This window comes from Haloarcula sp. R1-2, from assembly GCF_011627385.1.
GTDB classification, from domain to species: domain Archaea; phylum Halobacteriota; class Halobacteria; order Halobacteriales; family Haloarculaceae; genus Haloarcula; species Haloarcula marismortui.
This window is the reverse complement of the sequence record NZ_JAANTG010000001.1, coordinates 577,544-591,328: the sequence shown is the minus strand read 5'-3', so window position 1 is coordinate 591,328 and position 13,785 is coordinate 577,544. Positions and strand designations below refer to the sequence as shown.

At 61.4% G+C, this 13,785-nt stretch carries 11 protein-coding genes; 3 read left to right on the top strand and 8 right to left on the bottom strand.

All coding sequences use genetic code 11. The features are described 5' to 3' along the window. Nucleotides 1-16: 16 nt before the first annotated feature. The 4 genes from G9C82_RS02925 to G9C82_RS02910 all read right to left on the bottom strand — a co-directional run bounded on the left by G9C82_RS02925 (nucleotide 17) and on the right by G9C82_RS02910 (nucleotide 6,560). The gene (locus G9C82_RS02925; RefSeq protein ID WP_127013324.1) at nucleotides 17-1,192 is read right to left on the bottom strand and encodes a Cdc6/Cdc18 family protein; all 1,176 of its coding nucleotides are present in this window, start codon (nucleotides 1,190-1,192) and stop codon (nucleotides 17-19) included. A 62-nt stretch (nucleotides 1,193-1,254) separates the two neighbouring features. Next, nucleotides 1,255-2,343 (bottom strand): hypothetical protein, encoded by a 1,089-nt coding sequence (locus tag G9C82_RS02920; RefSeq protein WP_127013323.1) that lies wholly within the window; start codon nucleotides 2,341-2,343, stop codon nucleotides 1,255-1,257. Between the two features lie 3 nt (nucleotides 2,344-2,346). Then, a complete protein-coding gene (gene glpK / locus G9C82_RS02915; protein WP_127013322.1) occupies nucleotides 2,347-3,879 on the bottom strand; it encodes a glycerol kinase GlpK in 1,533 nt (510 codons plus the stop codon). A gap of 128 nt (nucleotides 3,880-4,007) precedes the next feature. Then, nucleotides 4,008-6,560 carry an extracellular solute-binding protein gene (locus G9C82_RS02910; RefSeq protein WP_127013321.1) on the bottom strand — a complete coding sequence of 851 codons (2,553 nt, stop codon included), beginning with the start codon at nucleotides 6,558-6,560 and terminating at the stop codon, nucleotides 4,008-4,010. A gap of 350 nt (nucleotides 6,561-6,910) precedes the next feature. Here G9C82_RS02910 and glpA point away from each other — a divergent pair, with 350 nt between their 5' ends. From glpA to G9C82_RS02895, 3 genes are read left to right on the top strand one after another with little or no spacing between them, the layout of a single operon-like run. Continuing rightward, nucleotides 6,911-8,641: an anaerobic glycerol-3-phosphate dehydrogenase subunit GlpA gene (gene glpA, locus G9C82_RS02905; protein ID WP_004962086.1), complete on the top strand. Its 1,731-nt coding sequence runs from the start codon at nucleotides 6,911-6,913 to the stop codon at nucleotides 8,639-8,641. Then, nucleotides 8,631-9,905, top strand: coding sequence for a glycerol-3-phosphate dehydrogenase subunit GlpB (gene glpB, locus G9C82_RS02900; RefSeq protein WP_011223085.1), 1,275 nt, complete (start codon nucleotides 8,631-8,633; stop codon nucleotides 9,903-9,905). Before glpA ends, glpB begins: the two co-directional genes overlap by 11 nt. Further along, entirely contained in the window at nucleotides 9,902-11,278 is a 1,377-nt protein-coding gene (locus G9C82_RS02895) for an anaerobic glycerol-3-phosphate dehydrogenase subunit C (RefSeq protein WP_007189879.1), read from the top strand. Before glpB ends, G9C82_RS02895 begins: the two co-directional genes overlap by 4 nt. A 43-nt stretch (nucleotides 11,279-11,321) precedes the next feature. On the opposite strand, the gene G9C82_RS02890 is transcribed toward G9C82_RS02895, so the two are convergent. The 4 genes from G9C82_RS02890 to G9C82_RS02875 all read right to left on the bottom strand — a co-directional run bounded on the left by G9C82_RS02890 (nucleotide 11,322) and on the right by G9C82_RS02875 (nucleotide 13,783). Next, nucleotides 11,322-11,786 carry a hypothetical protein gene (locus G9C82_RS02890; RefSeq protein WP_127013320.1) on the bottom strand — a complete coding sequence of 155 codons (465 nt, stop codon included), beginning with the start codon at nucleotides 11,784-11,786 and terminating at the stop codon, nucleotides 11,322-11,324. Nucleotides 11,787-11,856: 70 nt separating this feature from the next. Further along, nucleotides 11,857-12,291: a HAMP domain-containing protein gene (locus G9C82_RS02885; RefSeq protein ID WP_007189877.1), complete on the bottom strand. Its 435-nt coding sequence runs from the start codon at nucleotides 12,289-12,291 to the stop codon at nucleotides 11,857-11,859. 191 nt (nucleotides 12,292-12,482) lie between these two features. Then, nucleotides 12,483-13,181, bottom strand: coding sequence for a sensory rhodopsin III (gene xop2, locus G9C82_RS02880; RefSeq protein ID WP_127013319.1), 699 nt, complete (start codon nucleotides 13,179-13,181; stop codon nucleotides 12,483-12,485). A gap of 149 nt (nucleotides 13,182-13,330) precedes the next feature. After that, nucleotides 13,331-13,783, bottom strand: a complete 453-nt coding sequence (locus tag G9C82_RS02875) for a universal stress protein (RefSeq protein ID WP_007189875.1) — start codon at nucleotides 13,781-13,783, stop codon at nucleotides 13,331-13,333. Between the last annotated feature and the right edge of the window lie 2 nt (nucleotides 13,784-13,785).

Genomic DNA, 13,785 nt, shown 5'->3' with positions numbered 1-13,785 from the left:
GACCGCGGAACGTCGGCTACTGCTGCAGGTCGTACAGCCGCCGGAAGGCCGTTGGGGGGAACCGTGGTTCGACACGGCTCGGCGGGCGTCCCTGTCCGTTAGTGACCGTCGCCTCGACGCGGTCAACGACGCCGGATTCGGCCATTTCGTAGAGGAACCGCTTGACCGTCCCGGCCGAGAGATCGACTGAGTGTGACGACGCAATCGCCTCCGTCGTCGCTGTTACCGAGGAGCGTTCGCTCTCCTCCAGGTCGATGAGTTCCCTGAGAACGGTCTGTCGGTTCGTCGGCAGAGAGAGCACGACGCCCAGCGGAACGCAGGGGTCAGGTACCTCTGCGATGGCCGCGTCGACGTTGGCCTGTGTGATCCGGTCCTGTCCCCGTTCCTCGGCCAGCTCTGCAGCGATAAACAGCGCGGCGAGAGCGTCGTGAGCGTTTCCGTCCGCCCAGTCGGCGATCTGTCTCGCCAGACTGTGATCGAGTCCCTGCTGAGCCAGCCCGTTCGAGGTTCTGGTCATCAACACGTCGACGAGCATCTGCCGCTGGTAGCGGTCGATACTGATCGACTCGGCGGTGTACCGCGTCAGTTCAGTCGCTGACGGGTCATCACGGCCGATAGCGAGCCAGCTAACGTTGCTTGGTAAGCCAGCAAACAGGTCAACGAGGGCTGGAGCCTGAATACTCTCCGGCTCGCTGATGTGGTCGACTGCAATGACGATTCCTGTGCGTTGTTCTCGGACCAGATCGTGGAGTCGCGACTTGAGCGTCTCCGTCCCGATTCCGTGTTCTGGCACCGATTCGTCAACGAGTGCGTCCAGAACCGCGTGGTAGAACGCGAACTCGCTTGCGGTCTCTCGGGCGTTCACGTAGACGAACGACGGCGAGGTCGGTGGCTGTGCACGGGTCGTTGTGTGGATAATCGCCTGTTGCTCCGTTGGGAGCTGTTCTAAGTTGGCGAACAGCGCCGTGATAACCGCGGACTTCCCTGAACCGCAGGGGCCGTACACGTACGCGTTCGGCGGAAGCTGCCCATCGAACACTGGATCGAGGTGGTCGAGGAGCCGTTCGAGGACCGGCCCGCGGTCGGCCGGCTCCTCTATGTGGACGACCGGTGAGATAGACTCGTAATCCTGAATGAGCCGTGGCTCACCGTTCCGGCGTTGTCGACGCTTGATTCTCGCTTCAATGTCCATGCTTGGAAATTAGATCGTGTGTATATTCGATTGGACCTGTAAATAAAAAGCCGTATGAGTTCTTAGGGCAGGGGGACAGCTGCGGACGTCGTGAACACTCCAGCCAGTGCCAGAATGCCCAGGAGGAGGGTCGTCGTGATGATCGACGCGGCTGGCGGGTCGAAGTGCGTATCTGAGTGGGCGTAGAAGATACGCTGGTAGACCTCACCGAGCAGCGCACCCAGGATACCGAAGGCTGCACCGAGCACAAGTGCGACTAGGACACTCGCTCCGTCCGTCATCGCCATACTGGCGACGAACGTTGCCGGGAGCGTCATGTGGTGCGTAACCGGGAATTTCTCCACGCCGAGGTTCAGGAACAGCAGGCTCGCTGCTGAGATACCGAACGGGAGGAAGAGACTCCCCGTTTTCGCGAAGATGTACGCACCAAGGATGCCGGTAATGAGCCCGAGCATTGCGACGTGCGTCCACTTGTACTGGTGTGGGAGCCACGGTTCGACAGCCGGTCGTTCGGCGGCCATTCCACCATCCGTTGCGACTTCTTCACTGCTACTCGACCGCATCTTGCCGCTCTCGAATGGCGACATATCCAGCAGGCTGCTGCCGCGGACACGTCCGATAACCGGGTACCCGAAGACCAGACGGGCGATAACAGCCGTCAGGATGACACCTGCTGCAGGCGGGTCAATCGGAATCCCGAGTCCACCGGACGTCTGCCGGATTGCCATACCCAGGATACCGAAGACCCCACCGACAGCAAGGACATCCGGTCGAGTACCGAGGGCGTAGGCGATGTCCTTCGCTGGGTGGTAGTCACCGTCGTCCGGCTCGTACATACCGTCGTACTTCGCAGCGTACGCTGCTGCTGCCACACCACCGGCGAAGGCGACGTGCGGCCCGAACACGGGACCGAAGGCCAGTGGACCGACGATGCCAGCGCCGTAGCCACCGGCGGCACCTGCAATGACATCAGGCGAACCGCCGACAAATGACTCGGAGACGACGTTGCCGGCCTCTCCGATAAGCACCATGAAGCCGGTGAAACAGAACGCCGGGAGTGCACCGATAGAGGCCCCGAACGCGCCACCCGCGAACGCCGCGATGGCAAGGACGAGCATATCAACCGCCGTGAGTCCGAATGCGATTGCCATCTGTTATTCCTCCTGTGCCCAGTCGCGGGAACGGTCGACGGCGTCGTCCCAGCGATCGTACATCTTGTCTGCATCCTCGGCGTCCATCTCCGGCGAGAACTCCTCGTCGACCTGCCAGTTGTCGCGGAGTTCGTCGACAGTGTCCCAGTACCCAACGGCGAGGCCGGCTGCGTATGCCGACCCGAGGGCAGTGGTTTCGTCAACCTGCGGTCGAGCGATGTCCGTCTGGATGATGTCGGACTGGAGCTGACAGAGGAAGTTGTTCTTGACTGCACCACCGTCGACTCGCAGCGTCGTCATCTCGACACCGGAGTCTTCTTCCATCGCTTCCGCGAGGTCGCGGGTCTGGTACGCGATGGATTCCAGGGTCGCACGCACGATGTGCTCTTTTCGCGTTCCGCGGGTCATTCCGACAATCGTCCCGCGGGCGCGGCCGTCCCAGTGCGGAGCGCCGAGACCCGTGAAAGCCGGCACCATGTAGACACCGTCGGTTGATTCAACCGAGCGGGCCAGTTCCGCTGTCTGGGCGGCGTTGTTGATGAGGTCGACGTCCTCGAGCCATTCGATGGCCGCGCCGGCGATGAAGATGGAGCCTTCCAGCGCGTACTGGACGGGCTCACCGGACATCTGGAAGCCGACGGTCGTCAGCAGGCCGTTATCCGAGGCGACTGCTTCGGAGCCAGTGTTCATCAGGTAGAACGCGCCGGTGCCGTAGGTGTTCTTCGCATCACCCTTATCGAAGCAGGTCTGGCCGAACAGTGCGGCCTGCTGGTCACCCAGCGCGCCTGCAACGGGGACTTCCTCTTCGAGGAAGCCGTCCGCGTCGGTGTGCCCGTACAGACTCTCGTCCGAGGACGGGCGGACTTCCGGAACCATGGACTCCGGAACGCCGAACTCTTCGAGGAGTTCATCGTCCCACTCCATGTCGTGGATGTTGTACAGCATCGTCCGCGATGCGTTCGAGACATCCGTGATGTGGTTGCCGGTGAGCTTGTAGATGAGCCACGCGTCGATGGTCCCCATCAGGAGTTCACCGTCTTCGGCTCGCTCACGGAGGTCAGCGCCGCGCGAGCTCTGCATCTTGAGCGGCTCCGCGTTGTCGAGGATCCATTCGGTCTTGGTCGCCGAGAAGTAGGCGTCACATTCCAGCCCGGTCTTCCCCCGGATCCATTCGACTTTGTCCTCTTCCTGAATTTCCTCGACGCGGTCGGTGGTTCGGCGGTCCTGCCAGACCAGCGCGTTGTGGACCGGTTTGCCGGTCTCCTTGTCCCAGACGATCGTCGTCTCACGCTGGTTCGTGATGCCAAGTGCCTCAAGCTGTTCGGCACCGACACCTGCATCCGCCAGCCCCTTCGTCACGACTTCCTGCGTGTTTTCCCAGATTTCGACGGGGTCGTGCTCAACCCAGCCGGGCTCCGGGTAAATCTGTTCGTGCTTCTCGTAGGCATTCGCAACGACCTGACCGCTGTGGTCGAACACCATGAAGCGGGTACCGGTCGTTCCCTGATCGATCGCGCCAACGTATGTGTCTGCCATTGTTGTGTTCTCCGTGGTGGAGGTAGCTTATTTATGAAAGCTACCACCTTGCCAGTAAACAACATAGTGAACCATTATAAAGATTACTAATGGTGATGTTTGGCGAGTAAAGAAAGAATATGACGGTGCTACCGGCCGGAATCGTACCGTTCAAGCTGTTTTGTGACCTGTGTGTCGAGTCGCTTGAGCGCGGACGGGACCGAATCGGGTCCGTCCATACTGTCGGCGGCGTCTTCGATGATCGTTCGCACTGTGTCGAACGGGCCTATCTGCGCGCCCCGCGTCGCCGTGGTGTCACGTGTCTCCGTGAGCTGGTCGAACGCCGTCCTGTAGTGTGGGTTCTGTTCGAACCAGTCCGCCGACCGGAGCTGTGGAATCGCATCCGCGTGCACTGGGAAGTAGCCGGTTTCCTGATGCCACCGACGCTGTTGAGCGGGTTCAGTGAGCCAGGTGAGGAATTCACCCACAGCCTCGTGAACCCCCTCGGAAACTTCGTCACCGACCCAGAGCGATGCGCCGCCGACGAGTACGCCGGTCCGGTCGTCAAGGACGGGGAATCGGCCGGTCCCGACATCGAAGTCGGCGCTGCTTTCGATACTGTTCAGCGACGATGTCGAGCCGATCAGCATCGCGGCGTTCTCCTCAGCGAAATGGATTCGAGCCGCGCCTCTGGCCTCAATACCGGGGTCGTGGTACAGGCCGTCCGCTTCGAGGCCCTGCCACCAGTCGAATAAGTTGTGGGCGAACTCGCCATCGAGATAGCTCTCCGTCGGTGCCCCGGACCGCCCGTTGTTCTTGTCTACGAGGAGTTGGTCGGCCTCGGCAAACCACTGCTCGACGAACCATGAGTAGTTCGCAAACGTGATCCCAGCATCCACGCCACCCCTGTCGACGAGCGTCTCAGCCGCGCTCCGAACGTCAGCGAGAGTTTCTGGCGGCGAATCAGGGTCAAGTCCAGCCTGTTTGAACGCATCGCGGTTGTACGCCATCACCGGGTTCGACGCGTTGAACGGGAGCGAGTGGAGCGTCCCGTCGAACCGGTAGTAGTTCGTCACCGGGTCGAGCAGTGAGTCGATGTGGGCTGTCGGGAGGAGTTCCTCGACAGGTCTAAAGTATCCACTGTCGTGCGCACGCGTGGTGCCGATCTCAAATATCTGTGCGATTGCCGGTGGATTACCGTTTTCAGCGGCGTTTAGCGTCGCATCGAGCGTCCCGCGGTAGCTCCCTTTCGACCGCAGTGCGAGGCTGATGCCGTCAGTCTGTGATTCGAACTCGCGAACGAGCTCTTCCAGCAGTAACGCTTTCTCACCGCCCATTGCGTGCCAGAACTCGACGACGGTCCCGTTCGTGTTGGCCGCCGCCGCACCGGTCGCCAGTTCAAAGGAATCGAGTGATGCATCCAGTGACTCGGCTCGCTCGGTGAGCGTCGAGACACGCGTCGAGACCTCCGCGAGTTCCGTCGTCTGGTCCGCTGCGGCGTCAGCGGCGACGGCCGCTTCTTCGGCCGTCCGGGCGCTTATCCCCTCGACATCGTCGACCATCGACACGACTTCCTGTGTGGAATCGGCCTGCGTATCCGTCGCATCATCGATTTCCTGTACGCTCGAATCGACCTCTTCGACCATCGAAACGACGGCATCCAGTTCGTCGAGTGCGCTGGCGACTGACGAGCGGGTATCTTCGACACTGTCTCGAGTGTCGTGCATCTCCGAAACCGTTGCGTCAGCCTGTTCGTGAACTTCTTGGATGGAGGTCGCGATCTCGTCGGTCGCTTCCTTTGTCTCGGTTGCGAGCGATTTGACCTCCTCGGCTACAACAGCGAATCCGTCGCCGGATTCCCCTGCTCGGGCCGCTTCGATGTTGGCGTTCAGCGCCAGCATGTTGGTCTGGTCCGCGACGTCCGTGATGAAATCAACAATCTCCTCGATGTCCGACAGCAGGTCGTTTAGCTGTTCGACCTTGTCGACGGTCGCTTCGGCGTTGTCGGTCAACTGGTCAAGCGTCGTCATTGCCGAGGATGCCGACTCCAGTGCGGATTCGCCTCGAACGCTGGCTTTGCCTGACGTGTCCGCGACCTCGTTTGCGGCGCTCGCTATCTCCTCAATCGTCGCCGAGAGGTTCCGCATCTCGTCGGAGATCGACTGTATCTCGTCTCGCTGCTCGTCCGAACCGGTAGAAATCTCTCCGACAGCACCGCTCACGTCCCGGCTAGCTGATTTGACTGATCCGAGGCGGGTGTCGACCTGCTCCGTTGCGGCGGTCACCTGCTCGCTGAACGATGCCATCCGGTCGACGGTGTCTGTCCACTCCCGGAGCAGTTCATCGTATGCCTCATACAGCGGTGCAGCCGTCTCAATCGGCGGCTCTCCCGGTTTCACGGTGAGGTCGCCGTCGGCGTTTTCTCTGGCAACAGTGGCGAGGTGGTCGACAGCGGTTTCGAGCGCCCGGCGGTCTGCCCGCTCCTGTTCGAGTTCCGCCGCCAGTTGCTCACACTGTGCTTTCAGTTCCGCCCGTTCGGGGTCGGGTTCCGTTTCCCCGGCCGCTTGTTCTTCTTGGAGGGCTTCTGTTGACGGCCGTCCACGCTCTGACTCGCTTCCATCCCGCCCCTCTGTGACGCCACCGTCGGTGCGTTCCCCGTCAGGCGGGCCGTCTTCTGAATCAAGTGGGTTCCATTTACTCATTGTCACTCCCGTTGGCCAAACGGCCAACACGGTCTCGGGGACAATCAACTATCAAAATATATAATAGTTACTGTTGGGTGGGTAGCGGTGATAATTAAAGTTTGAGAAGGTAAAATACTGTCAGAGTCCGTCATTATAGCTCTAGAATTTTAATATTCGATTTTATTTTCCACATTCGAGTAGTTGTGTACGATCACTCGGACAACTGTCAGTCGAAACATTCCATGTCAGGCGTTTACAATTGACAGTACAGTTCGTCGGTATTCCTCATGATTACATAGAAAATTTACTACCCAAGCACCAGCAACGGTAAAGTGAAGTGTGTGCGCTCCAAAATCACGGAAAGATAGATGGGACCGACACCACACATCGCCGTCATCGGTGGCGGCTCGACTGGGGCGGGCATCGCGCGGGACCTCGCGATGCGCGGGCTCGACGTAACCCTCGTAGAACAGGGGAATCTGACCCACGGGACCACCGGTCGAATGCATGGGCTGCTCCATAGTGGCGGGCGGTACGCCGTTTCGGACCAGGCCAGTGCGACCGAGTGTATCGAGGAAAATCGAGTTCTGCGAGATATCGCAAGCCACTGTGTCGAAATGACCGGTGGCCTGTTCGTCAAGCGACCTGAGGACTCCGAGGAGTACTTCCAGAAGAAGCTCAACGGCTGTGAGGAATGCGGCATTCCCGCCGAAGTCGTCTCTGGCGAGGAAGCCCGCGCGATGGAGCCACATCTTGCCAAGGACATCGACAAGGCAATCAGCGTCCCTGACGGCGCTATCGACCCGTTCCGGCTGGTCGTCGCGAACGCCGCGAGCGCACAGGAGCACGGCGCACGCATCGAGACACACACCAAAGTCACTGACCTCCTCGTCGAGAGCGGCGAGGTCGTCGGTATCGAGGTCGAACACGACTCTGGCCCCGGGAAGCGAGTTCATGGCACTGAAGGCGGGACCGAGCAGATCCGGGCCGACTACGTCGTGAACGCGACAGGAGCTTGGGCCGGTCGCATCGGCGACATGGCCGGATTGGACATCGAGGTCCGCCCATCCAAGGGCGTCATGACCATCATGAACATCCGTCAGGTCGACACCGTCATCAACCGCTGTCGGCCCAAGGGCGACGCCGACATCGTCGTGCCCCACGAGACGACCGCGATTCTTGGCACGACCGACGAAGAGGTCGAGGACCCCGAGGACTACCCCGAAGAGCAGTGGGAAGTCGACATGATGATCGACACCCTCTCGGAGCTGATTCCGATGCTCGATGAGGCCCGGACCATCCGCTCGTTCTGGGGCGTCCGTCCGCTGTATGAACCGCCGGATGTCGGTAGCGACGACCCGACCGACATCACGCGGGACTTCTTCCTGCTCGACCACGACGAGCGCGACGACCTGCCCGGCATGACCAGCATCGTCGGCGGGAAATTCACCACCTACCGAATGATGGGTGAGCAGATCGCTGACCACGTCTGTGGGAAGTTCGGCATCGACGCTGACTGTCGGACCGCCGACGAGCCGCTTCCGGGCAGCGAGGACTTCTCTGTGCTACGGGATTACATGGACGAGTTCGGGCTCCGGTCGCCGATCGGTCGTCGGAGCGTTGAACGGCTCGGCTCCCGGGCTGATGACGTGCTCAAGACCGACGGGCCGAACCCGACAGTCTGTGCGTGTGAAGGCGTTACCCGCGCCGAAATTCAAGACGCTATCGGGGGCTCGGGCTCGGACCTCAACGCTGTCCGCATCCGGACCCGTGCGTCGATGGGCAACTGTCAGGGCGGCTTCTGCTCGCACCGGATGGCGAGTGAACTCCACTCGGAGTACGACGAGCCAGTTGTCCGGGAGGCCTGGGACGAACTGCTTCAGGAACGCTGGAAGGGGCAGCGACACGCCCTCTGGGGCGAACAGCTCTCTCAGGCAGCCCTGAACTACGCACTGCACGCTACCACGCAGAACCGCGACCAGGACCCGGCGGACGGCGAGCCGGTCGACTTCTCGGCGTTCGATTCGGGCCGCGGACAAACAGGCGGCAGCGTGGATAGCGCAGACGTGGCCGCCGACGGAGGGACAAATGGCTATTGAGTCGGAGGTACTCGTCATCGGCGGCGGCCTCGGCGGGCTGACCAGCGCACTGGCGGCCGCCCGCGAGGGAGCCGACGTGCGACTGGTTTCGTATAAACAGAGCACGCTCCGACAGGCGTCGGGTCTGGTAGACGTGCTCGGCTACACACCGGACGGCGACGGCCCGCTAACCGACCCGTACGAGGCGATCCCGTCACTGCCGGAGGCACATCCCTACCGAAAGGTCGGCGTCCAGACGGTCCGGGACGCACTGTCGCTGTTCGACGATGCGGTCCCGACCTACGAAGGTGAGCACACGGACACGAACGCACTCCTGCCGACCCACGGCGGAAGTATCAAACCGACTGCCCGCTACCCGGCCGGAGCCAGCGCCGGTCTCGCCAGCGACACCCGCGACACGCTGCTGGTCGGCATCGAGGAAATGGTCGACTTCGACGCGCCCCACGTCGCTGCCCATCTCGACGCAACGGGCGTGCCATTCGATGTCCGCGGCGAGACCATCCGGTTCCCGGGCGACCTGCGCGCGGACGCGAAGGTCACGCGGTACGCAAAACTGCTCGACACCAACAGCGAGGTGGCAGTTCGCGGGCGAATGGTCCCGGCCCGCGAGGCGCTCGCCCAGCGCGTGAACCCGTTGCTGGAGGACGAAGAGCGGGTCGGCTTCCCGGCGATTCTCGGCGACGACAACCCCGGTGCGATCCGTGATGCACTGGGCGACCACCTCGGCGTCGACGTGTTCGAGGTCCCGATGGGGCCGCCGTCGCTACCCGGCCTCCGACTGGAGGACGCGCTGTTCTCGGCACTGGACGAGGCCGGGGCCAGCATCGAGACCGGCAATCCAGTCGTCGATTTCGACGGTGAGGACCGTATCGAGAAGGTATTCATCGAGAAGAACGGCGCGAAGATACCCAACAGCGCCGACCAGTACGTTCTCGCGACCGGTGGCTTCGTCGGCAAGGGCGTCGAGTCCGACCGCGAGGGCGTGTACGAACCGGTGTTCGACTGCCACATCCCCCACGCCGCGGACCGCTATGACTGGTTCGAGGGTGAACTGTTCGGCGACCACGAGTTCGCCCGCTACGGCGTGGCGACCGACGACGACCTTCGACCCCTCGATGCGAGCGAGCACAGCGAGTTCGAGAACCTGCGCGCTGCCGGCTCCGTACTGGGCGGCTATGATTTCGCCGCTGAGAAATCCGGTAGCGGGGTCTCGATCGCAACAGGCTACGCGGCGGGCCAGCGCGCCGCACAGGAAGCACGATGAGTGACGCTGAAACCCCACCAGAGACAGAGTTTGACCCGGTAGCACCGAACACAGGCGAGGAGTTCGAACCAGTTGATGTCTTCCCCGACAGCGACGACTTCGACCTCCGGCCCGGCGCGGACTCCTGTTTCAAATGCTCGACCTGCGACACGAACTGCCCCGTCGCGGAGGTCGACGACGACTTCCCCGGCCCAAAGTTTCAGGGCCCCGAGCAGTGGCGGCTCAAGCAGTCCGACGACGACCACGAGATTGACGACTCGGTGATGGACTGCTCGAACTGCATGCGCTGTGACAACGCCTGCCCATCGGGCGTCCCGCTCAGCCAGATGCACAACACCGCTCGCGGGGAGTACGTCAGCGAGCAGATGGACAAGCTCTCCGTCGAGTACATCCGGAACCGCATCCTCGCGAACTACCGCACCTCCGCGTTCTTCGCGAGCAAGGTTCCGCGGCTGGCGAACTTCGCCATGAACTTCGGGCCGGCCCGCTGGGTCATGGAGAAGACGCTCGGTGTCACCAGCGAGCGTGACTTCCCAGAATTCGCAAAACAGACCTTCCGCGAGTGGTGGGCCGACCGTGGCGGTCAGGTCCAGTCGCGAGAGAACGCGAAGGCAGCCCGCAAACGTCGCGGGCTCCCCGAGGACGCCGACAAAAAAGTGGCGTACTTCCACGGCTGTTACTCCAACTACAACACGCCGGAGGTCGGCAAGGCGATGGTCCGCGTGTACGAGGAGTTCGGCTACGAGGTTGTGGCACCCGAACAGAAGTGTTCCGGGACGCCGATGTTCGCCAACGGGATGCTCGACGACGCCCGCCGCCACGCCGAGACGAACGTCTCGTCGATGTCCGAACTCGTCGACGAGGGATACCACGCCATTGCCTCCTGTACCTCGTGTTCGATGGCGCTCCGACAGGAGTACCCCGAACTGTTCGACATCGACGGCATCGACAAGGTCGCCGAGAACACCTTCGAGGCCGTCGAGTACCTTCGCATCCACGAGGACCTCAAGGACGAAGTGCAGGCGGCCGACGTGGACGGCGACCTCGCCGAGGAATTCGCCTACCACGCGCCGTGTCACTCGCGCAACCAGGGACTCGACCGCCAGGCCGTCGAACTGTTCCGCGACCTCGACGGCGCTGAGGTCGAGGACGTGGGTGACTCCTGTTCCGGCATCTCGGGGACCTACGGCTGGAAAGAGGAGAAATACGAGAAGTCGATGGAGATCGGCGAGGAGATGTTCGAGCACATGGAACACGCCGAAGGCGAAACCGGCATGACCGAGTGCCCGACCTGCGCGATGCAGATGGAACACGGCAGCGGCTACGAGATCCGACATCCGCTCGAACTCCTCGAAGCTGCGCTGGTGGAGTAACGTCCGGCCGACAGTTCACGGGCTGCCGCCGTGATTGAGACGGTCAGTCGGTCCCGGATGTCTCTCCCCAGGTCCACTCGTCGAGTTCCGTCTTCGGTGCCGCTTCCTGTTCTGTCTCTCCGTCGTCCCGCTCTGTTGGTGCATCTGTAGCCTGTGACTCCGCTGTCGAGTCGCTCGACTCTTGCTCGGTTCTGAGTCCACCCTGTTGCCGGGCGTAATCGACGAGCTCCCGTACGGCTGCCCGGTCGGCAGCGAGGTTTGTGACCGCGTACTCACACCGGTCCGTCTCGAAGACCACAGTGTATGTTCCCTCGCGGACGATGTGGACTGACTCTAGACGGTCATACGGGAGCGTCAGTTGCTCGCTCGACACTGTGCCGGTCCGCGTGTCGATGGTAATCGTATCGGAGTCGAGACTGAGTGACAGCGCCACGATGTCCGCTTCGGTCTCCCCAGAGATTCTCACACGGTTCGGTTCGAACGCGTCTTCGTCGGGCTTGTCTGTCATTGACTTTCGTGACTCTCGCGGCCAGTTGCCGCCGGCAAATCTGCTGGTAACAGTTCAACGATAAGATGCTTTATCGGGAATCGATCTCTGCGTCCCGTTTACGTTGGTCCAGAATCTCGTTGAATCGCATCGCTAACTCCGCCAGCTGTGGGTCGTCTACGTTTTCCTCAAGCCGGCTGTCGTCGTTACCGTTCGAAATTTCGACAGTCGTTTCACAGTACTGTGCGACGACTTCCGCAGAGACCCCATGCTGCCGGTCTAGCTGCTCTGAATCGCGTAACACGGCGAGCGCTCGGTATATGTCCCCCACGTCGTCCGTCCGGTTCGTCGCAAGGTCGACGTCAAGCTCTCCCTGCTCAATCTGGCGCGCCTGCGCAGCGAGTGTCTCTACGGCTGCAGTCCGCTCCCGGCCGATGATCGTCGCCACGAACAGCAACGCAACTGCGACGATCAACAGTATACTCACGAGTCCCGAGAGAAGCATCGACTGCTGTGAACCGCTCATTTCGGGCGCCAGATTGGTGTACACATTCACCACCGCCAGCGTAGCCAACACAAGAACCAACACCGCTCCTACCCCCAAGGTCCGACCGTACGAGCCGCTCCGCTTGGTTACTGCCGACATATAGCCTCCCTAGGGATTTTTCTCGGATAAAACCGGTGTATATGGTATATACATGGAGGTACCAGTGTCAGTCACTTGGCGGGAGCTACGGACCAGCTGTCGACGAACGTCTCAACCGAATTGTATCTGACAAGCAGAATCGACATAAATCCGACTTTGGCAATGGTGTCAAGAACTGCAACGAGGAAGTTCAGGTCAGGGACCTGAATGATTCCCGCCCCGAGAGGACCCAGAAAGTAGACAACCGGATAGAGTGACCACGTCACGACAGTCAAGTCTCGGAGGCTCTGGAACAGGCTGCGGACGCTCGCTGTTGCAGCCTTAATCTTCCGGGCAAACGTTTTGATATACAAATAGAGTAGCCCGATGAATGCGACCGTGGACACGGCGAAGGCAATCCACCGGAGCGACCCCGACATACTGACGAAGCCGTATCCCACGCCGATCATCACCACGTTTGCGGCCACTGCGAGCCGCCGCGTCTGCGTGTCGACGCCAGCCAGCCGTGCGAGATAGTACGTGATGATCGGCGTTGAGACGATCCAATCGGCAAACCTGAGCGTCGTGATGCTAACCGTGTCCCCGAGCTGGCCGCCCGCTGTGAGTGCCATCGCCACGTATGCCGCTCCCGCGACTGAGGTGTGTATCGGCGGCAGGTAGTAGAACGAGGACCTGATATTACCCCTCGTTGCAGCGAACCACACGAAGACAACAGCTGACATGAAAAACGCCCCAGCCCCAGCCCCGTACCAAACGATCTCTTGTGCCATATCGTTTCGCAGGACTGCTCAGACTTCAACATTTGTGTATCTGGTACGTACTATGGTAGTATTCGGGATACGAGATGCGCGGCTGGCGAACGATATCGCGGTATAGACGCCTGAAAAGCGACCCTGAAATGGAGTTGTACACCTCCTCGCTACTCGTCGCCGCGGACGAACGTGACCGGACACGGCGCGTTCAGCATGACTTCCTGTGCTGTGGAGCCGAAGACGGCCTTCCCGGTCGGCGAGCGCTTTCGGCCGCCGACGACGGCGAGATCCGAGTTCGTCACTTCGGCGAGGCTAACGATCTGCTCGCCGTGGTTGCCAACGGCACCGCGGACCTGTGTGGACAGACCAGCGTCGTCAAACCGTGAGACGAGCTCCCGGACTGTTGTGTGGCGGTCGGCGACCTCGTCGGGGTCGGCTTCGCCGGTCGATTCGAATTCGAGCCTGTCGACGACGCCGTCGTACTGGTCGTCGGTGAATACGTGTGCGACGATAACCGTCGCATCGGCCGGGCTCGCGATATCAAGCACGGCGTCAGCGAGTTCGTCGATTCGGTCGGCGTCGTTTGGTCCAACTGCGAGAAGAACTGTTTCGAGTGCCATAC